The following is a 22376-nucleotide window of genomic DNA, read 5'->3' as shown; positions in this document are numbered from 1 at the left end:
CCGACTAACAAACTCAGAGATAAGTAAGTATGTCGCAATCTCACCGACTTCCAGGCCTGGACCTAGTTCGAGTACTTGCCGTTTATTTCATAATTCTTAGCCATTCTGGGTTAGAGCTATTTAGAGGCGTTGGGGTCCCTTTTTTGTTAGCTTTGTCAGGGTTTTTGATCACACAAACTTTGATACGCGAATATAAAGGCACCAATAATTTAGACTTAAAGCGCTTCTGGCGGAGTCGTTTCCTCAGAATCGCTCCAGCTTACTATGCCTTTATAGCATTAGCGTACACTTTAGACGTTATTATCCTTGGTGAACGCTGGGAAAGTAACCTTCTAATATTTACACTTTTTCACTCGGTAAATTACTATAACGCGTTATTTGGTCATGGCTCTGGAATGGTTGCACACCTCTGGACGTTGTCAACCATGGAACAGTTCTACCTGGTCTATCCAGTTTTTATATACCTTGCATTCAAAATTCGAAAACCGATACCTATCATTCTGCTAATTATTGCACTCTGTATGTTCTGGAGATTTCTGATTTTCTCAGAATTAATAAATATAGAACACAAGACTTCCTGGCTCTACAATGCTTTGGACACAAGACTAGACTCATTATTGATAGGCTCCTTGGCCGCCTTTTATATACAAAAACTTCCTTACAATAAGCTCACCGCCCCCGTATACATTTGGCCGCTACTTCTAGTGGTATCAGTATATGCGTCAAATAGCATGCAGGACATTCCTGAATTACGCTATACTATAGGTTATAGCCTTGAAGGCATACTGGCTGTTGTCTCCATGCTCTCAATAATGAAAATCTCAGAATATAGAATATTCAATTTTGTAAACGGCCACCTTATAACTAGTTTGGCAAAAATATCTTACCCGATGTATTTATACCACCCTATCGGGCTTGGAGTGGGATTTAAATTTTTTGATAATTATTTATTTAGTTTAACAGCCGGGTCTATTACTACGTTAATCTTGGCGTTTTTGTCTTATAAGGTTATTGAAAAACCTTTCATGATTTATAGAGCTCGAATAACCATGAGAGAAAAAATTTAAAAACTTGTATTTTTAAGCTACTGGAAAGTTTATGGAAGATAAGAAGGAATTTCAACCCGTATTCATCGTCGGCTCTGCAAGGTCAGGTACCACTATGATTGGTAAATTATTATTTACTAATCAGGATTTCTATGACTACCGAGCTGAAACACTAATTATGACTGTTTGCCGTAAGAAGTATGGAGATATATTCAACTCAAAAAAAAATAAAGACTTATTTTTAAAAGACTGGTTTGAGTCTCGGCAATTTAAAAGATCAAATCTAAATGAAAAGGAATTTAAGAAACTGCTTGATAGAGTAAAAAGCTATGCTAATTTACTTATCGAATACCTACGGGAAATGGCTTATAAAGCTGATAAAAAGTTTATTGTAGATAGCACTCCCGCTAACGTAAAACATATACATTCAATACTAAGTGAGCATCCAAACGCAAAGTTTATATGGATGATAAGGGATGGAAGAGATGTCACGATTTCTCAGGAAAAACTTGGCTGGGTAAACCCACCTCCACCTTTCAATTCAAAAGCAGACAAGATGCACTATGCTTTGTTGAGTTGGAAGCTAACGAATAAAACTAGTATAAAAAACAAAAAGAACGTATTCATTTTACGCTATGAGGACTTTCTACAAAAACCGAATATATACGTTGAGCGAATCTCTGATTTTTTAGATACCCGAAAAGAATATTTTGACATTGAAAAAGCATTAGACCCAAAGCAATCCAACAGTGCTTTTGGGCGGATAGGTAAAGAATCTAATACAACTCCAATTGAGCGCTGGAGAGAATTGGAGGAAGACTTTCTTGAAAACTTTACTTTTGGCTGTGGTAACTTTATATCCAGACTAAACTATCCTAAAAACAGACAGAAATACAACCTTAAGAACTTTATCAGATATATTGTATTTCGTTGCCACATAACTCTAAAAAATAACGTAACAAAAATATATTTCTTTTCTAAAAGAACCTCCGAAGAACTTGAGAAGTGAAATTAGGATAAGCTGAAAAAGATAAAAACAATCATTTTCAGCTTAAAACATTAGAAAACTTACCTCTGATAGCCTACTTGTCCTTTAGATTCCCTCGCAAATCCTGTCAAATCACCATTCTTATCCACAATATAGTCAGACTGCGTTCCGGTCATATTGTTTTGATAAGTTTTCATGAGCCTGGTATCCCAATGACGGGGATTATTATTTACGACAACATTACCATCGACAAAATATTTATTTTTCCCTTCGAATCGAACCCAAGCGGATCCATTAATAAAGGTATTTCTATAGATGTATGAGTTGTAGTGCTTTCCGTCCCAAGATTTTTGACCTGAGAATCTTAACGCGGTACCACGCTTATTACCTTCTTTTATGACAATTCTATTCCAGGCAATTTCATGGTCATGGGGGATTTCAGGGGATTCTCTTCCATAACCTACACAGATGCCGCCGCTGCCTATATTGTCATAAGCATGATTGTCTCTGATAGTTACAAAGCTGGTTGTCCCCTTGGCCCAGAACCCGCAGGCATTATCACTATTTGATGCATAATTACCTTCGATTAAAACATAGCTAGAGTAGTAGATATCTACATATGAACCATTTCCACGTCCATTCATAAAGCCATCATGCTTATTGTCTTTATACAAAATGTTTTTCTTATGATGACTTCGGTCTGAAATAAAGACACCGGCAGGGTTGTCGTTGCCTTTCTTGCCCATTCCATGATTGGAAAAGCTGTTATTCCACCAAGTAGCTCGGGTTACATTACCCACTGCCCAGAAGAAGTGAGCATTATTCACATCCTGTCTGGAATCTTTCCAATGAAGATCGGCTATAAACAAATCTGTCATCCGGTCATTCTCAGTTAAGACCTTAGCTTTAGAGGCATCTATAACAGCTTTTTCTCCAGGGAACCCAATTAAGCTTGGTGTCTTGGTATCAGCATTGAGTCTGACATTGAATTTCGTATCTTCACCGCCAATTAATTGATAATTTCCATCGCGAAAGACCACAATCCTGTTGTGATAATCTGCGTTATCTCTATCACCTTTGTACCAATCAGCGATATCTTCTAAAGGTTGGTTGATGCTTCCGACCTTTGGCCCGTCGTAACCATCCTGGATAAATAAGAACTTGTCGTTATCTACCCTCACTGACCAGGTGATATCGGTATTGTTGCCTACTTTGTCTTTCACCCTGACGCGAAATGTCACCTCAGAAGGCGATGCTGTTCCCGGATCCCATGAGACAATACCATAGTTATCTTCCGTTTCAGTTTGCCCAATAACTGCACCCTCTGGCCCTTCAATCAACTTATAGGTAAACGGCCAGGCCCCTCCCTGCACACCAATAGGGATACGGTATGTCATATCCGTATGCGCCCAACGGTGCCTCGCGACTTCCCGGGTTTCGCAATCTGGACGAGGATATACCACATGCATTGGCATCTTTGCTTCGTAGGTCCATCCATTTTTACTGCTTTCAGCCGCAAAGGAGGGATGAAAAATCAGTATGGCCAGGACTGTGGCTATTATTCTGTTAATGTATTGCATAACTGCACCTTACGAATATGCATAAATTCGGCTATATATGAGTTTAAAGTGTGGCGAACACATTTTGTTTTGCATTGACCTGAGTTGCATTATAGTCCGATTTAAATTGTTTGATATGCGCATCAATATCGGTACGCAAGGCTGTGTCGATCGCCATATTCAGATCGGTACTATTGTTTTTAGTATAGAATGCTGCGTCACCAAACAGGTCTTTATTGACCTTAGTATCGGAAAGAATAACTTTTTTGTTGGCTGATATTGCTTCATAAGCGCCACATACCAGGCAGTCATCGCGTGTAGTCAGGTCTAAAACGACCTTTGCATCAACAACTAAACCTGCATATTCATCTTCAGCAACGAACCCCGGCAACTTGATGTTCTCAGGTAAAGAAGCAAGTTCAGTGTCACTGAAATATTTTTTGTAGTTTCCGGAAAACACAAAATTTAGATCGTCTCGCTGTTTCGCGACTTGTATATACTCGCGAATAGGCTCATCTTCTGACCATGAACATATAACAAAAACAAAGTTATTCAGTCCAAGAGACTTTGGTTTAGCAAGGCTGGGTAAAGGATCGGTGAATACCACAGCATTTACATTATGATTTTCAAGGTAACACTTTAGCTGCTCATTGGTGACGATAACTGCATCAGCTCGTTTCAGAAGAAAAAGGTTTACTTTATTTAGCGCTACGCTACGTCCCTCTTTGGGTCGAACCCCAGCATTATGGGCATCAATAATGAGCTTGAAACCAAAAAATAATTTAAGAAACACTGCCACAGCAACTAAAATTAAGGAGGGATTTTGTGCAAAAACGACATCGTAATGCCCATTACGTAAAACTTTAAAGGTGCGTTTGATACATTCCACATATCGTGAGAAACCTTTTTTAGTCGTACTCAACTCGATATAATCGGCCTCAAGTAGTGCCGCCATAGAGCGATTTCTTGGTTGCCGTTCCCAGGTGATCCAGGCTTTCTTAGAATCTACTGCTTGTGAGTTCATATGAGTGGTTATGCTTTCCTGTTGAGATTTTCCTGAATGGCAAATTTAAGTGCCGTTTGGAGTGCTATTGAAATCCAAAGAAAGGGATAATAGCCGATGGTTACAAATTGCCCTGCTATGACAAACCCTATAACGCCAATCTTGAGCCCTTGCCATGCGGCTAAATAGTAGGGTTCGATTTCTCTGGTAGAACCTAATTTCACCGGAAGTCGTCGGGTTAACGCCATTACGATAATAAGCATATAGGTACCCAACCCGAGAAATCCCGCATCAGTTCCTACCTGAATAAAAATGTTGTGCGGCAGCTGCGCATACTCATAGAGGACATCTTCAGGGTAGTGGTCCTGAAAATAGGGCCTGAAGTTGAAATAGCCGACCCCCAAGACCGGGTGATCTTTCATCATTTCCCAACCATTTTCCCAGTATAACGTACGCTGAATAGAGGATTTATCTTCCCCTATTTCGGTAAACCTGAGCTTTTGTTCAGCAGGTAGAACCTGCCACCCTAACCAGGCTAATACCGCTATTGATACAAAGACTTTTGGCTTAAAGACCTGTCGCCAAAACATCACCAGTAACTGGGCTACCAACGCGATCTGTGCACCTCGGCTACTGCTGCCTAAAATGGTTAGTATAGGACAGATTACGGCAGCGATAAGAATGTACTTTTCCCAAACACGGACATCTTTTTTATAACTTCGATAAAAGTAATAACTTATAGGAAACAGAATCAGCATCAGCACTGCCAACTCGCCTGAATTTTCAAAGTATCCGGACGGCCCCTTTAACCCCCAACTAGTAAAGCCAAAGCCTCGAAAAGCAAAGTTTCTGGCGGTTCCAAAGGCAATTTTCAAACTACAGACAAAAAAGACAAGGAAAAATATATAAAACCTTTCCTTAGTGGTAATAATTGAAGCAATTAGAAAAAATATTATTACCCACTGAATGAATATAACATAGTACTCCATACCCCATTTCGGTTCGTATGCGCCTGCAATAGACAGGTGAATGACCAGGGTAAACAGTAAAAGTAAAAAATGCATTCCCGAGAATTTCATTCTGGCCTTTTTATCAGCAAAAAGACCTAGAAAGCTCAGGCCAAGAAAAACCTGCGCCCAGGGCAGAATATCAATAATAGGGAATATTTCTTGAGGCCGGGCATACTCAATAAATAGATACGCACAAATACTTTTAAACGCCAAAGACTCGGATATAAAATACGTCCATAGATTTTTGACTTTAAAAAAGACAAAGTCGGTGTCCTTAAGCTCCGCTGCCTGGGTTTTCATATTCTTCTACTTCTTTATTGTATTTATTAAAGACAATGTTGCTTCTTCGATTTGCTGCATGCATCTGTCGAAGAATATTTGATTGGTGTTAAAGGGGTCGTGCAGATACACCGTGGGATTGTCTGCAAACCGGCCAATCAGTATCTTGTCCTGTGCCGGGTATAATCTGTTCAACTCATCTAAGTGGGCTGGCTCCATGACAATCAACAAATCATCAGGCTGAGGCTGATAATCGGCCATACGGGCTGAACGATGGCGCTCAAGGTTGTAACCATGGCGCTGGGCATAATCGAGCGTTTTTGCAAATGCCGGATCCCCCCCCGACAATGCAGTCCGAATGAGATAGCGGGAAAGCCTGCTTTCATACTTACGGCTTCTCCAAAGGGGCTGCGGCATATGTTGCCGCTGCAAATAAATATAAGCCGTTTTATATGGCTTACTTTCTTATGATCAGCCGCGCGATAAGCCCCCAAAAGTCGTTTGGTGTTGAATTTTATATACCGCGCCAGACCGCGTTTTGAGCCGTAGGTATCAGCTATAAATTTATTGTAGTTCAAACGCTGGGCTCCATATCTGCTTCATATCCAGGGTATTGGCGGTCTGCCGATTTGTATAGCTTGGCGTAAGCTGCAACCATCGCGTGTTGGGAAAATGCCCGACTAACCCGGTCAATCGCGTCAGTGTTCACAAAGCCGGGTTTATTGTTCATTACGTTATTTTCAATCGCTTCGGCAAGAGCGGTGGCGTCTATGTCCACCAGCGTGGCCTGGTTCCGATTTTCAATAATTTCTTCCGGGCCGCCACAACGGGTGGCGATAACCGGCAGCCCGCTGGCCATAGCTTCTATGGTACTGATAGAAAATCCTTCGGCATCCGAGGATAAAATAAATCCGTCCAGATTTTGTAAATATTCGGCAGTATCGTCAATAAAGCCAATAAAATGAATGTTATTAACACCGGCGGTCTGCATTTGCTCATCCAGCTTTGCTTTTAACGAGGCCTTGGGATCGCCGGCGATGACTACTGCAAAATTTAAGCCTTTTTTGTTAGCTTTTGCTACGGCGTCAACCAGTAGATCGTACCGTTTTGATTTGCGGATATTGCCTAACGCCCCCAATAAATACGTATCAGCAGGCAAAGCCAACTTTTGTTTCAGGCGAGTGCTTCGATTTGGTGTGTACAGCGCAACATCAATGCCATTGTAAATAACCTGTGTACGTTCAGGTACCAGCAACTGGTGTTCCTGAATTTTTTCCTGCAATGAACGGCTAACTGCCACGAATCGGGCTATTCCATTTCGCATAAACCACAGTTTGAGCTTTTTAAAGCGTTCATTAGGCGACACATCAACCATGCCGTGATAGGTTGCTATTACCGGGGTTCGGGTAATTAATCCAACAATACTGGCATACACATTTGAGCCTAAAAGGTGTGATTGTATCAACCCGATGTTATGCTTTTTTATTAGCTGACAAAGCTGCCGGATAAAACCAACATTAAAACTGCCTTTTGAGTCTATTATGATCGGTTCGATACCGCGTTTACGTAAAGTGTTGGCAACATAGCCTTCACCTCGTATCACTGCAATAGAGTCGGTATGTGGACTGCGAATTTTATCGGCTAATGTAATAAACACATCTTCCGCCCCACCCGGGCCGGTTGTGTCGATTAGATGTAATATTTTATAAGTCATAATGGAGTGTAAGGCGTTAGCCGACAAACTTCCTAATGTTTTACTACTAAGACAAGGATAACAAGCAATATCCTTGCTGCATACTGGACAATGTTGTAACGCCATGGAAAAAACAGCCGTTCTTATTTTTGATGCCGCTCAGCGCAGTGCGCTGGCTGCCACCCGTGCCCTGGGTAAGCGCAAAGATATTATTGTTTACACAACTGATAGCACCGAAAGCGCCCTGGCGGGGTGTTCCAGATACACCACCAAATATCTGCAGGGGCCGGATCCGAGTGCTGATACGGCTGAATTCTTAAAGTGGGTTAACTCTACCGTAAGAAAGTATGAGATAGACTTTTTGTTGCCGGTGACAGAGGTCACCAGCCGCACTCTGGTAGAGCATCGCGATAGCTTACCGCCCTGCAAGTTGCCATTCAGCGATTTCAAAACCCTGTTGGATCTGAGCAACAAAACCGCGCTTACCCAACTGGCCCAGCGTTTAAATGTGCCTGTGCCCTTTTCACAGTATTGCGAATCACCGGCAGATATAGACTGGCAGCAGGTCACGTTTCCCTGTGTACTAAAACCTGCGCTGTCGAAAGTGCTGGTGAATAATCAGTGGCTGGAAACCCAGGTTCATATTGTTGATACTCAGCAGCAAATGGAGGAGCTGCTTAACCACAAAGAGTACCTGCTTCATTATCCGTTTATGGTGCAGCAATATATTGATGGTCAGGGCGCGGGGATTTTTTGCTATTACCAAAATGGTGAAGCCAAAGCCTTCTTTGCCCACAAACGCTTACGTGAAAAACCCCCTTCTGGTGGCGTCAGTGTGCTGAGCGAAAGCGCCCCGGTGAATCCGCTGATGAAACAGCACGCCAAAGCATTACTGGACAATGTCAACTGGCATGGCGCCGCAATGGTAGAGTTTAAGGTAGCCAGCGATGGCACACCTTATCTGATGGAAATTAACACCCGCTTATGGGGCTCTTTGCAATTATCGATTGATGCGGGGGTTAATTTCCCTGCCCTGTTGTTTGACGGCGAATATCAGCAGGTAACACCGCTTGCCGGCTTTACCGAAGGGGTGCAGTTGCGCTGGCTACTGGGCGATCTGGATAATCTGTATCTGCAGCTTAAAGATTCGAAATCATCCTGGGGCCAAAAACTGGCCGCCATAGGGCAGTTTTTAAAACCTAATTTCAGCAACCGCAAGCATGAGGTTAACCGGCTCGATGATATGGGGCCGTTCTGGTTCGAACTGAAGCATTATCGGTAGGAACACGTTGTGATCAAACAATTAATTAAAAACATCATTGCGGCTACCGCGGGCACCCTGGGTTGGTCGCTGGTAAAGCGTGGCGACAAAAAGCTGATTGTACTGATGTACCATCGCGTGCTGCCGGTCACCGATGCCCGCTACCAGCGTGAAGAGCCCGGCATGGTGGTTTCCGAAACCACCTTTGCCATGCATATGCAAACCCTGAAAGACGAAAATTTACCCGTGATGACAGTGTCAGACTGGCTGGCCCAACCTGAAAGCGCAAAAGCACCACTGACTATAGCCATTACCTTTGATGATGGCTGGCTGGATAACTATGAATATGCATTTCCGGTGCTAAAGCAATTCGGCTTTCCCAGTACCTTATATGTGGTGACCGATTTTTTAGGCCAGCCCGCCCCCTTCTGGCCAAATAAAGTATTAACCCTGCTGCTCAGCCCGGAGGCGACTATTACCCCCGAATGGCAGGCGTTGTTAAAGCTCACAGGTGAAGATATTAAGGTACCGATGAGTCGCGATGCGGCTGCTGAGGTTATCGATAAACTCAAACAGCATTCCGATCACGAGATCTACCAGGCCTTAAAGCCGATACCGGCAGCCACCAATGTGCCGGTAGAAATGATTTCTTTAGAACAATTGTTAGATGCCAAGCATAACATGCAGGTGGAAGTGGGCTGCCATACCCGCCGGCATTACCGCTTAAAAGAAAGCTTGTCTGGTGCCCAGTTAGTTGAAGAAGTGGTGGAAGCCAAAGACATTCTTGAACAAAAAACAGGTACAAAGGTAACCACCTTTTGTTTCCCCAATGGTGACTTTTCAAAAGAGGCGCATCAGCTGGTAAGCCAGCATTACGATGCTGCAGTGACCACCATGCGTGGTATCAACACACTAAAAAATCTTTCGCCTCACTCCTTGCTACGTATTGGAGTGCATAATGATATCAGTGACACGCCTTTGAAGTTCAAAGCAAAACTCAGCAATTTCGGGCGTAGTTAGTTGCTGGGTTATCTCTGCTACAGTTTTGCTTGTGAAGGCACTAATAACCGTGTCTTTATAAACTTTTTAGAGACAACTGATGCTTTCCACTTTTTTTGATCAAGATGCGATTCGTCTATCCCCACCCCAATCAGAATGTTTCGTCTATCGTTGGGCACGGTTTGATTGATAACATGACCTGCATCAAAAATAGAAACCGATAACAGACAAGATGTGTCAGTTGAATCTACCCGAGGGGCATTTGAATAACGCATACCTTCAGGATTAGCCACCCAATAGGACAGAGAGACTATTTTTTGTGATCTAAATCATTGTTTTACTAAGTACAACTTCCAGTCTACAACGAATGTATTACCTGCTATTTTGCGCAGATAAATATAATTACCCGGGCTGCATTTCTCCGTCTGACTACGTTAGCGGAGGCCGGGTCCACGGCAGCTTCACTTACCTGGGCTGCGATTGAATGCAAGCATTCGTGGCGACGCTACAAGGTGCAAAATCAGGCGCTATTAGTTGTAAAACATCAATGGAAGATATTTGAAGTAATACCCTTTATTCATGCGTCTTGCAGATAAATGAGCGCTTACCTGTAATACTTATCTATTTCAAAAGACTCCTTTTTGTCACACGCTCGTCTCAAGTACGAAAGTTAATACCGCTTCGGTATAATTGATTAAAGAGAACAATAGATGTTGCCCGTTAACCATATTCGACAGCTACTTAATCGAACGCAAAAAATTAAGTTTCTTATTCTTCAGGTTTGTTTTATTTTTTCCGCTGCGCTGCAAATGGGAAGTATTGGCTTTCTGGCACCTTACATTACTCTCCTTTCTGACCCTAACTACTTAGAAACCAATAAGTATTTTAGTATGGCTTACGACTTTACCGGGGCCGACAGTTACCTGCAGTTTTTACTGATTTATTCCATTTGTGTCTGCGCAATCATATTCATATCCAACGCGGTGGCATCAGCCGTCCTGTGGTTATCAATCAAGTTTACCATCGATATTGGTAGCGGCTTGCAACGTAAGCTTTATTCCGCATATATGAAAAATCAGTATATTTTCTTTTTAGAAAAGAATTCCAGTTACCTCATCACCACGATTTCTAATCAGGTTCCCCGCATGGTGTATATGGTGTTTCAGCCGTTTATGCAGGCTGTTTCACAAGTGATGCTCACGCTATTTATCGTCATTGGTCTGATTGTGGTGGATCCTTTACTGGCACTGATTGCTGCGCTAATTGTCACCTCGGTTTATGTGATTATTTATTTCGCCATTAGGCGACGTGCGGTTGAATCGGGTAAGGCAGTGTCTGAAGTTGCCCGTAATAAGCTTAAAATGCTCAAAGAATCAATCCGAGGTATTCGGGAAATAAAGCTGCTGGGCGCAGAACCCTGGTATGAACGCGAAGTTGATAAAAACACCCGTCGGGGCCTGGCGGCGCAGGCTTTTATTCGGCTTTCGGGTGAACTGCCCCGCTACATTGTCGAAACCGTAGTATTTAGCGCCATAATTGTTTTGGGTGTTTATCTGATTACATCCGGGACCCCGCAACAGCAGATTGTAACCACCCTGAGCTTCTATGCCATGGCCGGATACAAACTGCTCCCTGCAGCTCAAACAATTTATAAGGCCATTACATCCATTAAAGGGAATGCCAGCGTGGTAGATGAGGTGTGGACCTCTTTTAACACTGCTTCAGAGCGTGCCCGACATATTACGCAAAAACAGGATACCTCTGTAACGTTTAATAATTTCCAGCGCATGCATTTGCAGTCAGTAAACTATCGTTATCCCAATAGCGATAATGACGTAATCTCTGGCCTCAATATGACCCTGGAAGTAAACACGCTAATTGCTTTTGTCGGCGGGTCAGGTGCCGGAAAGACCACCGTGGCGAATCTGGTTGCCGGGCTCATTACTCCTACTACAGGCACAATAGAGATTGATGGTACCCCACTGACTCACAGTCGGTTGCGAGCCTGGCAAAATAAGATTGGGTACGTGCCTCAGTCGGTTTTTATTGTAGATGATACTGTTACCAGCAATATCTGTTTTGGCATACCCAAAAATGAAATTGATCAGGAACGCGTAGTGGCAGTGGCAAAGAAAGCCAATCTGCATGAGTTCATACAAACCCTTGCTGATGGCTATGAGACTAATGTGGGCGAAGATGGAGAAATTCTCAGCGGAGGCCAACGCCAGCGTTTGGCTATTGCCCGAGCGCTGTATAAACAACCTTCCATACTCATTCTTGATGAAGCCACCAGTGCCCTGGACAATATCACCGAACGTAAGATTTTATCAGAGATCAATAACCTAACAGATGAAATGTTAGTAATTATGATTGCCCATCGACTTAGTACGGTCGAAAAATGTGACAGAATCTATCTGTTCGCAAATGGCCAGATTGAGCATCAGGGTAATTATCAGCAGTTGCTTGTAGAGTCCGATTACTTCAAAGAGCTGGTAGATGGTTCACAAGAGACCGTTTAATTAATAGGTAGCTGACAAAAGCGTAAGAGTCACTTGTTTACCCCGGATCATTGATACTTCGTATGGGCCTATCAGCGACCGGCGGTAGATAAAAAAAACTTAAGAAAAGACATTATTACACACATGAGTGATACAGCTAACAAATCATCAGAGCAACATCAGAATTCAAAAGTCTGTTTTGTCTTATTTTCACGTGCTATTGATAAGAATGCCAAAAATTTAGCCCGTCAGTTTGATGGTAATGGCGATTTTTGTGTACTCACCTATGATGATACGGGTGAAGCCAACGATGAAATAGATGATGGCATCAGACATGTAGTCTACAACAGACGCTCTTTAAACACCGTTTTTACAGGTTGTGCGCCTAAATTTGCAATGGAAAACTGGGCGATTATGCCTGGCAATCTTGATCTTGCGCACCTGCTGTTTGTTAACCAGAACCAGGACTATGATTATTTCTGGTTTTGTGAAGATGACGTACGCTACACGGGTGACATGTCATCGCTTATCAGGAAATTCGAACATCATAACGATGCGTTACTGGCGACCAATTATCGAGGCTATGGTCCTGAGTGGTGGCCACAAAACAGTTATGTTTCACCGGTAGAAGCTAGCATGTCCGATAAATCAGTTTTTTTACCTTTCTTCAGAATATCAAAAAAGGCAGCACATATACTTATTAAGGCTTACGCTAACGGGTGGAGCGGTCATCATGAAATCAGTTGGCCGTCAGTATTACGCTATAACAAGTTGGCAATAACTGACCTAAACAGCATTACGAAGTGTTATACCAGCTCGCCAGAGGTCATGGGCATGGGTCCGGGCACGTTTATCTATATGCCACCTAAACTGTTTGCCGGTTTCGAAAAAAACATGCTTTATCATCCTGTAAAACCTTTTCAGGAATACAAAAAGCGTAAGTGGTTCAGAATGAAAAAAAATATCAAAAAGGCAATTGGAAGAAACTGATGCCTTCTTGAAATACTTGGTAGTCCCTAAATCTTGTAGGGCAGTAGATACCATTTTGTACATGTAGGAACCACTGAAACCATACACCCGATAAGATTATAGATATTTTTGCGTATGGGATAAACCTACTAATTCGATTTACGTATAGTATATTGGCATTATACTGAAAAAGCTTTATGCCCTGTCTAAATCACGCTGTAAGGATAAATCTTAATTACTGTATTTCCCGGTACAATAGTTCAAGTATTGAAGCCTATAGCCATAATGCTTTGCCATAGGATGGCGAGGTCTGCTGGAGTTATTTTGTCTGTCAAAAACAAGATATTGTTGATTAACCCTTACTATGGAAAGTGGCCTGTCTGGCTTCCTGCCTTTTTACTATCGTGTAAAGCCAACCCTGATATAACATGGCTTATCCCTACAGATTGTGATATTCCTCGTGAAGCACCTGATAATGTTATTTTTGTAAAAAGCACTTTGCAGGCATTGAGTAAGACGGCCAGCGATGTCACAGGTCTGAACATAGATATGCAACGTCCTTACAAGCTAAATGACATCCGGCCATTATTTGGTAAAATTTTCGGCGAAGAACTTAAAGACTATGACTTTTGGGGACACTGCGACATCGACGTAATTTTCGGCGATATTCGTAGCTTTATCACCGACGACATATTAAACAATCATGATGTAATTTCTGCCCGTAAAGGTGCTATCTCAGGTCACTTTACGCTGTATAGAAACGTTGAGAAAATCAACAAGCTATACCTGTCTCATCCCATATACCAAAAAGCCTTTTTAAGTCCCACCAGCTTCTATTTTGATGAAGTCGGGATGACAGAAGTGATAAAAAAAGACCAGGCAGACGGGGCAGGCCTTCGTGTTTACTGGCCTGACTATTTGCTGAATTTTAAAGAAACTCGTAAGAAGAAACCATCTTATGTTCCAAAAGTCTTGAATCATTGGCGTTGGCATGATGGCAAATTATTTGAGGAAGGCGATAAAGGCGGGGAGATTATGTATTTGCACTTTATGACCTGGAAAAAAACATTACAGCACTGTTTTGTTGATTATAAAAAGAATCCCAGGCAGTTTTATATATCTTACACCCATATTAGTGAGAGGAAGACGCCCTTGCCTGCCGATTTTGCAAAAATCCCTGTTTCAAGAATTGTTCCTTCGATGTTCAGGTGAATGGTTATGGTGATGTTTAATACACTTGGTTTAGCTTCTTACCGCTTGTGTGGTTCTGACTGCTACTGCCTTTCAAATTATACGAACGCTTTGGGTAAAAACCGCAAATTCCACTTGGCAGCACCAAGTGGCAAAACGGACTCAGCCATTCTACTTGTTCCATAGCCTCAAACCGAGAAGACTTCGCCCAATGATAGACCCTGAAGGCATCCCCCGTACAACCCCAATAGAGAAATGGCGCCATCGCCGCTTTGTCGGTCAGCAACATCGACGCGATAAAGCTAATCAGCGCAAGCTTGGACTGGATACATTTTCTGACGACTGGTCGCAGTTGCGGTCAGACTCTACCACTGGATGGCCGCCACGGAGACTCTGGATATTATGGCTACAGAGCGAGTCGCAGGCTCCCCCACTTGTCACCCGATGCATCAATAGTTGGCGTGACCTGAATCCAGGCTGGCAGGTGGAGGTGCTGGATGAACGCAGCCTGTCTAGATGGATTGAGTTACCGAAGTTTCCTCCTGGGACCAGTCTTAATCATATGGCCAACATCATACGGTTACGTCTACTGGTCCGCTACGGCGGCATTTGGACCGATGCCACAACGCTTTGCCTGCGTCCCCTTGATGACTGGATTGGTTGTGCATATGCCAGCGGCATGTTCGCTTTCGCTCGTCCTCAACCTGTGCGATCACTGGCAAACTGGTTCATCGCCTCCGCGCCTGAGGCCACGCTAACGAAGGCGTGGCAACGCTGGAGCGAAAGTTATGTGCTATCGGGTAAACGGCCTCAGTCCTATTTTTGGTCACACCACACCTTCGACTGGCTGCTTCAACGCAGTCCTTATTTGCACGGTTTGTGGAGTCAGACCCCACAGGTTTCAGCCCGCGGCCCCCATGTATTCCAACGATTGCTAGATGGCCATCTCGATGGTGCTGAGCTCCCAGATATGGCGGAGTTGGCGCAGGTGCCATTGGCCAAGCTTAATCATAAAAAAGGCTATACTGTGGAAGCCGTCGATGGATTGTTGAATAAGTACGGGCTTATTCCCAATGGCTAAATGCAAGATTTGTCTACTTTGGGCGAAAGCGTCAAGCTGTGTTTTAAATAGCTCACAAAATCAAAGCTTTTTGAATACTCGGATCATTTGGCAAGGTAATTAGTGAATTCGGCGATAAAGTAACCTCCCCTGCTCTTGTAAAAACAGCACAAAGACGTTGCAGCTAACTGCGACGTCTATTTTGCATCGTTCGGGAAATCTTAGATGTTTGCCCAGATGCTCCTAATCCGAACTTTTTCTTTTTGGATTATCATCAGTCACGTTTTCTTAGCAAGTAGATCTGTCGGCCGCCATCATCCAAGGAAGTAACCACTATACTTTTGCCGTCAGGGCCGGGGCACGGATGCAGGTCGCACCGGAACTCGCCTTGTTTTGGTTTGTGGTTATGAAATGTCGCAATTTTCACACTATCGGCATCCGCTTCGTTATAGGTAAACAGATCGATGGTTTCTCTATACGGTGTATCAAAAATGAACTGTTCGGGATTGTCAGGAAAGTGGCGCATATGAACATTATGATTAATCAGATCAGGCGCAATTTGCTTTAATCGTTTTCCACCTTCTTGTGCATCTTCGTAAAGATACAGTCCGCCTTTTTTCCAAAAATATAACCTTTTTTCATCCAGCCAAATCACATGTGATGTGGCATGTTCCAGTAACCTCAGGTCACTTCCGTCAGTACCGCATGTCAGGCTGCAACCCATACTATCATTCCAGTTTCTCGACAAGTCTTTTGAGCGAAACCGAAGTTTTATGGTAAACCGTTTGCCATCCGGACTGATTTTTACGTGATTGAACCAGAAGACATAGCGCCTTATAAAATTACTGAGGCGGAGTCGTAACGGCAGGCGCTTGAGAAGAAAATTCGCCGCGTCGTGTAGCGACAACAAAAGCTTTTCCTGACCTGTATTTGCATCAATTTTCCAGACGCCATCTTGCTTAGGTTTTAACGAATCCATCTGGTGACCTGTTCCGCCGGCGTAACCATAACCGGGGCGCACATAGTTAAGTCTGGACATATTTAAAGACAGAAAAAATTTACCGTCGGGCGCTACGGCGTATACCGGATGGGGGAAGGTTTTTGTTTCACCACTGTCCACAGAATAGTGTCTTGAAACAAATTTATCATTTTCCCGGTCGTTCCAAATCAGGATTCTGGTTTGTGGAAGCCATTGACTCATGGCCCCTTGCTGCCAACTCCATGCTGTGCTCTCACCCACTTTGATCCAGGATCTATCTCCCTGTAGATCCATATATCCTATATCAATCTTGTCTTCAGGAGCTGGGCTTCGCTCTTGAAACGAAACGCGGTGCCCGGCAAGTAGCCGGCTTTGCGAATCAAAGACCGGTATATCATAATAGGCATGGGAATGATAATTTCCTGTATCACTACCCCGGGTTAATTGAATTCTTTCCCAGCTGTTATTTTTATCGTCCATTGTCATTATCATGCCTGTTTGTTTAGCGCGTTATTGATTGTTAGATAAACAAGACTCATTGCTCATCAATAGTCCTTGTTTTCCTTTGATAGCATTTTCTAAAAGCCAATGGCAACGTCACTTCAGGTTGAACGCCTGTTTACTTAGTGACACAGTCATACACTGCTTTTCTACTCCCCATAGCCCTCTTAATGTGCACTTGAGCCAGTAAGCAGCCCCAATGTCTGCAGCATGTCTCTATGATTCGACGAAGAGGATTCATTCTCACACCTTATTGCTTGCTCACGATTTTTTTTAGTTTATTGGAAATACGAATCCTGAGAAGACGTTGTGAAAAGGCATTAAGTTGGTATTTCCAGGGTAGCCGTTCAAAAAAACCAGGCGTTCTTACAGGCATTTTTTCCACCAGAATCCGGCCTGGTCCATCAATGTGATTGAGCAAAGCTTCCCCGTACATTTTCCCCCTTTCACTGACGCCGGGTGTAGATAGTCTTTTTTTCAGGCTGGCAGTGAGTCTGTCGGTCCATTTGAAATGGTGAACGCGCAGCGGGACGGCAAAACGCACCTGAGCTCTGCCAATACCTGGTAATTTTCCCAGATGCCTTCCAAAAAGATAGTTAACCGGCGTCTCGCCGGCTAAGGCGCTATGCCCCCCTAATGAAGGAAGCACACTGCCTTTACACGCCATCACATTTACCGTGCCCGCCGCCCAATTGCCTTGTTCGTATTGTCTGATGGTACACATTACATCAGCCTGGATAGGATACTGCTCCCAAATTGGGGTATCTGGCGCTACCGGCGTAAGTTTTCCATCATGGGCAAGACGATCAACAAAAACACCCTGAATACAGTTAAGCTTTTTTTTGTCGCAATAGACCAGAAATTCCTTTAAATCGACCGGAAACTCATGAAACTCGTCCACGTCTGCGCTAATGATCCAGTCATCTGCTTTTGCTACTTTTTTTTGAATTTCGCGCCGTTTGTCCCACATCGATTTGCTGGTATAGGGCGCAATCCACCTCTCCTGCGGTCTGATACCATAATCACTCAGCAGTGCAACTGCCTTGTCCATTTCAGCGGTATTATCTTCAGATGCGTGAAGCACAGCATGTATATTTCCGGCTGAAATTCCCAGCCCCTGGTAATACTGTAAAAAATGCGGAAGAAGGGCTAAATCGTGTTCAACACCCACACATGTTATCAGTTTGATTTCAGTCATTTGATGTCCATATCGTTTAGATAACAATTAAGAAATTCATGGTTTTGGGCGATATCCCTGACCTCATCCACCTGGGTTTGTGACCACTCTACGCGTTGCCGGCTTTTGTGCAGGCTCTTAGTGATTTTTGCCGAGCAATTTCGAAGATAGTCGGCCGACGGTTCAATATTCAGAAAATCACAAAGTCTGCTCAACCCTTTGTCGGGATCTGCACAAAAATCTTCATAAATAACATGTAGCACTTCTTCGTCTGCCAACTGGTGTTGCATGTTCGAAATGGTATTACAAAGAAGACGGTAATCGGCAATCATATCGTCCCGGACACTGGCAGCGATGGTTCCGGATTCCTGCTTATTTTTTAGTTCAGCGGCAAAGGTATCGCCAGACTTATGTTGGATGCGAACTTCATCATAGGTTCGGTTTTTACGAAGCGATAATGTGGCAATGTTATCCAGCGGATTGCGCGTCACCAGTATCCACCGGATTTTATCGTCTGTGGTCTGGCGTAATTTTGTTATTAATTGGGGATCTTTATCAAACCACCGAACCGCCCAGTCGCCCTTTTTATCCCCTATCACAGTCAGGCAATCCGAGTCGCCATGCAGCTGATTTTTCACCTCATAAGAAAAGCCATTCCAAAAACGTCCGTGCCGGGTAAATGCGTTAGAATTATTCTCAATGAGCCCATAAATAATGTTTTTGGATAGCCCTTTGTGAATCAGCCCCATGGCATCTAATTCATGAGACACGATTGCATTGGGATGAGCATCGAGCAGCGAGCCGATAAGTGAGTGCCCTGAACGGGGAAAACTTAAAAATTGAACAAAACTATTTACCCGCTTGAAGGCCTTCGGCCTGAGGATCGAGTGAGACTTTCCCTTAATGGCTAGCTTCCATATGGGCACCTGAATATGTTTTCGTGACTGCTCTTTTTGAAATAAGGGAACACTGTGCGTTTTAGAAAACCAGCTCTTAAACTGACTCATAAATCAGTAGCTTTATTAAACAGCGGTGTTTCTTCTAACCAGGATTTTACTTCAAGTTTCTTTGTCTTCATAAAATTACCCGTTGAATACATTTTGATAGCCGCATCAACCCAAACAGCTACCATTAGTCGTTTATTTATACGATTACCATTGAGGGTAGCATGCATTTGCGCCAAAGAAGGGTGATTATTTACATGCTCACTTACACTCACCAGTCTTCATTTCTGATCGGCCTCTACTCTACTCGCACCAGGCGGTTTAGGTTCAGTCTTTCACAGGCAAAATCGGAATTACCACTTTTATTGAATGAGCCCATCTGAAAAAATACCGCAGAAAAGGTTTGAAAAACTATTTGATTCTTCCGGATCTTACTTTAGCTTACTTGTCATATGACTTTCTATCATGAAAAACATTTTTAAATGCCTGAACAAGGAACTTAACCTAAATACTAAGGCTATTAATGGATTTCTCAGGAGGATACCCGATACCTTTACAGTAAAACTACCCCAGGGGGTCTACCCATATTTTACGGAAACATCCATAAAAAGAAATACTGTGTCTAAAAAGAATGTTTATGACCAAACGAAGAAAGTATTTATTCGAGTTTAAACGCGAAGCCGTATTACTGACCCAGTAACCGGGTGTGAGTTGTCGCCAGATAGCATTGGATATTGAAGTTCATCCAAACAATTTAAATAGCTGGAAGCGTGATGCCGAACAAGCCAGACGCGAGACGTTTCAAGGCCAGGGTACCCCTCGCGATTAAGAGTTTGCCACGCTCAAGCGCGAACTTGCCAAGGTAAGAAAGGAGCGCTATTTTTTGCGAGAAGCGGCAACGTTCTTCGCCAAAGAATTACCGCAAGGTATCAGGCCATATCGCGTTGTAGAATAAGCTTTGCTGTTCGCAGTATGTGTCGATGCTTGTTCGTCAACCCCGCGCGGTTATCATGCGTGGAAGAAGCGTAAGCCTAGTGTGCGCGACATCATCAATACACAAGCACTCGAGCGAATGCGTAAAATTCACGCAGACAGCGGCGGTATCATCGGCGCACCAAGAAGATATGAAGATCTGCACAGTGAAGGTATTAAAGCCAGCTTGAATTGTATTGCTCGATTAATGCTAGAAAATCGGCTTTATGGCGGGCCGCGCAGAAAACACTGAGGCGCAAAACGAAAGACAATGCGTCCTGTTGGGCTCGCCAACCATTTTGAACGCGACTTTATGGCACTGCAGCCGGAGACCAAGTGGGTCGCTGCCATAATCGAGATCATGGGACGCAATGTACCGGCGGCGTTTATCAGAAACTACTCAAACGCAAAAAATTTAACAAGTAGCATGAGTGCTGTAGGCCACTGTGCAGACAATATCACCTGTTAAGGCTTCCTCGATAGACCAAAACGTGAACGCATTAACGATCAATAATACCGAACACAGGATGTAGCAAGGACTGACGTAGTCTGGCAATTTAGACAGCAATTTTACGTCTATACTAATCCGTCCGTGAAAACGGGGTGGAACCCATCACATTAACTAAGAAGCTAAGAGAATGGGCACAAGGCTGATATTTATAGCTGCGCTGTTTAAAAACTGTTTGAATGACCTATTAATCTGCAAACAGATTTTATGATTTTTTACGAGCTTTACTTTCCTACCCAACCAGAATAATGAAGAACTTTAATTGTCATCGGCTAATAAGCTATTACTTTCAACCAGTTGCTCCGCTACTGATTGATTGTAATTTTGAATGGCCAGCCTGTAATACTGGTTCATTTTCTGGCCAATTTTATCTGCACAGTAGTAAGTTTCAACCCATTTTCTAGCTTTCGCCTGAATAAGGGGCCACTCTGACTTTCTAGAGAAAAGGTGAGTTACCATTTCAGCGATCGCATAAGCATTTTTGTCAGGCACGACGAACCCAGACGTTCCATTATCCAAACATTCTGGAATACCACCTGTATTCGTGCCAATTACCAAAACACCACTAGCCTGAGCTTCCTGAATTACTACTCCCTGTGTTTCTTCTGCTTTTCCATTGCCTTTAATACTGGGCAATATAAAAATGTGTGACTGTACGTAGCGTTGACGCAATTCTTCGCCTTTAAGAATTCCATGAAATACTACATTTTTTTCTAGTCCCAATTCCTTCACTTGTTTTTCTAGCCTAGCGCCTTCAGGACCTCTTCCAACGATATGATACTGCACATTTACACCATATTTTGAGAGCAAGCACAGCGCATTAATAACATACTTATGGCCTTTTTCCTCAGACAGACGACCAACAGTAAGAAGCTGAAGTGGCTCAGTTGAGGTTGGAGGCGAAACGGGCTGATAGTGCCATTGCGTTAGATCTACTCCCTGGGGCACCACCTGGACTTTGTCTTCAGGACCGCCTAAAGATATGTAATGCTGCTTAGCAAATTCTGTATTTACAAACACAAGATCGACTGTGTTTGCAAATTGTTGCCTTCCCTTAATTGTCAGTTGAGTCACATCCGCGGGAGGTAACCCATGAAACGTAACAACATGGGGCACTCCTAATGCTCTAATCAAATTATTTAGTTTGTCAGCGGCTTTTTCGGCATGTGAATGAACCAAATCCGGTTTGACGCAGAATGCAGGAGAGGACATCAGCTCAAATAACAGCTTTTTAGGTCTACAAAAACGTCCAGAAACAATATAATATTTTGTAAGAGTTGCCACACTACGTAGACTACTCAGCCTAAACACGTTCTTGGAAAAAAAATTCAACAGCGATGGCCGGTCGTTACCTACGCAACAATATTTTTGCTCCAGGCCACTTAAGTTGACGAGAGTTTTCGGAAGCTCCTCTTCTCGAAATGAAATTATTCGATTGTCTCCACCCTGCTTTTCTATTTGTACAAGTTGATTAACTAACCAGGGCTGCACTAAATTTGGAAAAGCTTCTGTTACGGTGAGCACATTGAGCGCTGTCTCGCCTCTCTTCTCTTTGAACGGAGAAAAATAGTAACTGTCCATGTAATATTCATCCATTGAGCCATACCTGAAGTACGATAGTAGCTTGTGAAGCACAGATCGTCACCTTTTAATTACCTGATAGTTGGTGAACTCTCTTTCTTATTTCTATGTAAACCACAGAGCGAAGCTGATACAGCTTCAACTTTTACTGTTTTATT

General features: G+C 43.2%; 19 protein-coding genes. 9 read left to right on the top strand and 10 right to left on the bottom strand.

The features are described from left to right. Positions 1 to 29 precede the first annotated feature (29 nt). Both IT774_RS04305 and IT774_RS04300 read left to right on the top strand, forming a co-directional pair. Complete coding sequence (locus IT774_RS04305) at positions 30 to 1067, top strand: acyltransferase family protein (protein WP_195811497.1); 1038 nt, start codon at positions 30 to 32, stop codon at positions 1065 to 1067. Positions 1068 to 1098: 31 nt separating this feature from the next. Continuing rightward, positions 1099 to 2055 carry a sulfotransferase family protein gene (locus IT774_RS04300; RefSeq protein WP_195811496.1) on the top strand — a complete coding sequence of 319 codons (957 nt, stop codon included), beginning with the start codon at positions 1099 to 1101 and terminating at the stop codon, positions 2053 to 2055. Positions 2056 to 2114: 59 nt separating this feature from the next. On the opposite strand, the gene IT774_RS04295 is transcribed toward IT774_RS04300, so the two are convergent. The 5 genes from IT774_RS04295 to IT774_RS04275 all read right to left on the bottom strand — a co-directional run bounded on the left by IT774_RS04295 (position 2115) and on the right by IT774_RS04275 (position 7599). After that, a complete protein-coding gene (locus IT774_RS04295) occupies positions 2115 to 3614 on the bottom strand; it encodes a hypothetical protein (protein WP_195811495.1) in 1500 nt (499 codons plus the stop codon). A 43-nt stretch (positions 3615 to 3657) separates the two neighbouring features. Next, positions 3658 to 4617: a glycosyltransferase family protein gene (locus IT774_RS04290; RefSeq protein ID WP_218958946.1), complete on the bottom strand. Its 960-nt coding sequence runs from the start codon at positions 4615 to 4617 to the stop codon at positions 3658 to 3660. A gap of 8 nt (positions 4618 to 4625) precedes the next feature. Then, positions 4626 to 5906 carry an O-antigen ligase family protein gene (locus IT774_RS04285; RefSeq protein ID WP_195811493.1) on the bottom strand — a complete coding sequence of 427 codons (1281 nt, stop codon included), beginning with the start codon at positions 5904 to 5906 and terminating at the stop codon, positions 4626 to 4628. Between the two features lie 6 nt (positions 5907 to 5912). Further along, the gene (locus IT774_RS04280) at positions 5913 to 6233 is read right to left on the bottom strand and encodes an arsenate-mycothiol transferase ArsC (protein WP_195811492.1); all 321 of its coding nucleotides are present in this window, start codon (positions 6231 to 6233) and stop codon (positions 5913 to 5915) included. Positions 6234 to 6459: 226 nt separating this feature from the next. Then, entirely contained in the window at positions 6460 to 7599 is a 1140-nt protein-coding gene (locus IT774_RS04275; protein ID WP_332308880.1) for a glycosyltransferase, read from the bottom strand. A gap of 103 nt (positions 7600 to 7702) precedes the next feature. Between IT774_RS04275 and IT774_RS04270 the strand changes: the two genes are divergently transcribed. The 6 genes from IT774_RS04270 (at position 7703) to IT774_RS04245 (ending at position 15577) form a co-directional block, all read left to right on the top strand. Then, a complete protein-coding gene (locus IT774_RS04270) occupies positions 7703 to 8860 on the top strand; it encodes a carboxylate--amine ligase (RefSeq protein WP_195811490.1) in 1158 nt (385 codons plus the stop codon). Between the two features lie 9 nt (positions 8861 to 8869). Further along, entirely contained in the window at positions 8870 to 9859 is a 990-nt protein-coding gene (locus tag IT774_RS04265) for a polysaccharide deacetylase family protein (RefSeq protein ID WP_195811489.1), read from the top strand. Between the two features lie 689 nt (positions 9860 to 10548). After that, positions 10549 to 12357 carry an ABC transporter ATP-binding protein gene (locus tag IT774_RS04260; protein WP_195811488.1) on the top strand — a complete coding sequence of 603 codons (1809 nt, stop codon included), beginning with the start codon at positions 10549 to 10551 and terminating at the stop codon, positions 12355 to 12357. 123 nt (positions 12358 to 12480) lie between these two features. Beyond that, positions 12481 to 13326 (top strand): hypothetical protein, encoded by an 846-nt coding sequence (locus tag IT774_RS04255; protein ID WP_195811487.1) that lies wholly within the window; start codon positions 12481 to 12483, stop codon positions 13324 to 13326. 303 nt (positions 13327 to 13629) lie between these two features. Further along, positions 13630 to 14517 (top strand): DUF6625 family protein, encoded by an 888-nt coding sequence (locus IT774_RS04250; RefSeq protein ID WP_195811486.1) that lies wholly within the window; start codon positions 13630 to 13632, stop codon positions 14515 to 14517. Between the two features lie 190 nt (positions 14518 to 14707). Beyond that, positions 14708 to 15577 carry a capsular polysaccharide synthesis protein gene (locus tag IT774_RS04245; RefSeq protein WP_195811485.1) on the top strand — a complete coding sequence of 290 codons (870 nt, stop codon included), beginning with the start codon at positions 14708 to 14710 and terminating at the stop codon, positions 15575 to 15577. 253 nt (positions 15578 to 15830) lie between these two features. Here the strand turns inward: IT774_RS04245 and IT774_RS04240 are convergent, their stop codons facing one another. The 4 genes from IT774_RS04240 to IT774_RS04225 form a co-directional block, all read right to left on the bottom strand. Continuing rightward, on the bottom strand, positions 15831 to 17021 hold the full coding sequence (locus IT774_RS04240) for a hypothetical protein (protein ID WP_195811484.1): 1191 nt from the start codon (positions 17019 to 17021) through the stop codon (positions 15831 to 15833). A 265-nt stretch (positions 17022 to 17286) separates the two neighbouring features. Then, positions 17287 to 18234: a glycosyltransferase family 2 protein gene (locus tag IT774_RS04235; protein ID WP_195811483.1), complete on the bottom strand. Its 948-nt coding sequence runs from the start codon at positions 18232 to 18234 to the stop codon at positions 17287 to 17289. Then, on the bottom strand, positions 18231 to 19220 hold the full coding sequence (locus IT774_RS04230; RefSeq protein ID WP_195811482.1) for a sulfotransferase: 990 nt from the start codon (positions 19218 to 19220) through the stop codon (positions 18231 to 18233). Before IT774_RS04230 ends, IT774_RS04235 begins: the two co-directional genes overlap by 4 nt. Further along, complete coding sequence (locus IT774_RS04225) at positions 19217 to 19432, bottom strand: hypothetical protein (RefSeq protein ID WP_195811481.1); 216 nt, start codon at positions 19430 to 19432, stop codon at positions 19217 to 19219. Before IT774_RS04225 ends, IT774_RS04230 begins: the two co-directional genes overlap by 4 nt. A gap of 761 nt (positions 19433 to 20193) precedes the next feature. On the opposite strand from IT774_RS04225, the gene IT774_RS04220 reads away from it, so the two are divergent. Beyond that, positions 20194 to 20382, top strand: coding sequence for an IS3 family transposase (locus IT774_RS04220; RefSeq protein WP_195811480.1), 189 nt, complete (start codon positions 20194 to 20196; stop codon positions 20380 to 20382). 513 nt (positions 20383 to 20895) lie between these two features. Here IT774_RS04220 and IT774_RS04215 read toward each other — a convergent pair. Continuing rightward, positions 20896 to 22233, bottom strand: a complete 1338-nt coding sequence (locus IT774_RS04215) for a glycosyltransferase family 4 protein (RefSeq protein ID WP_195811479.1) — start codon at positions 22231 to 22233, stop codon at positions 20896 to 20898. Positions 22234 to 22376 lie beyond the last annotated feature (143 nt).

Source organism: Salinimonas marina (genome assembly GCF_015644725.1).
In the GTDB taxonomy this organism is placed as follows: domain Bacteria; phylum Pseudomonadota; class Gammaproteobacteria; order Enterobacterales; family Alteromonadaceae; genus Alteromonas.
Note: the sequence above shows the minus strand (reverse complement) of the source record. Positions and strands in the feature narration are given on the sequence as shown.

Coding starts and splice junctions, on each gene's coding strand:
- IT774_RS04305 (WP_195811497.1), top strand. CDS start 30: ATGTCGCAATCTCACCGACTTCCAGGCCTGGACCTAGTTCGAGTACTT.
- IT774_RS04300 (WP_195811496.1), top strand. CDS start 1,099: ATGGAAGATAAGAAGGAATTTCAACCCGTATTCATCGTCGGCTCTGCA.
- IT774_RS04295 (WP_195811495.1), bottom strand. CDS start 3,614: ATGCAATACATTAACAGAATAATAGCCACAGTCCTGGCCATACTGATT.
- IT774_RS04290 (WP_218958946.1), bottom strand. CDS start 4,617: ATGAACTCACAAGCAGTAGATTCTAAGAAAGCCTGGATCACCTGGGAA.
- IT774_RS04285 (WP_195811493.1), bottom strand. CDS start 5,906: ATGAAAACCCAGGCAGCGGAGCTTAAGGACACCGACTTTGTCTTTTTT.
- IT774_RS04275 (WP_332308880.1), bottom strand. CDS start 7,599: ATGACTTATAAAATATTACATCTAATCGACACAACCGGCCCGGGTGGG.
- IT774_RS04270 (WP_195811490.1), top strand. CDS start 7,703: ATGGAAAAAACAGCCGTTCTTATTTTTGATGCCGCTCAGCGCAGTGCG.
- IT774_RS04260 (WP_195811488.1), top strand. CDS start 10,549: ATGTTGCCCGTTAACCATATTCGACAGCTACTTAATCGAACGCAAAAA.
- IT774_RS04255 (WP_195811487.1), top strand. CDS start 12,481: ATGAGTGATACAGCTAACAAATCATCAGAGCAACATCAGAATTCAAAA.
- IT774_RS04245 (WP_195811485.1), top strand. CDS start 14,708: ATGATAGACCCTGAAGGCATCCCCCGTACAACCCCAATAGAGAAATGG.
- IT774_RS04240 (WP_195811484.1), bottom strand. CDS start 17,021: ATGACAATGGACGATAAAAATAACAGCTGGGAAAGAATTCAATTAACC.
- IT774_RS04235 (WP_195811483.1), bottom strand. CDS start 18,234: ATGACTGAAATCAAACTGATAACATGTGTGGGTGTTGAACACGATTTA.
- IT774_RS04230 (WP_195811482.1), bottom strand. CDS start 19,220: ATGAGTCAGTTTAAGAGCTGGTTTTCTAAAACGCACAGTGTTCCCTTA.
- IT774_RS04215 (WP_195811479.1), bottom strand. CDS start 22,233: ATGGATGAATATTACATGGACAGTTACTATTTTTCTCCGTTCAAAGAG.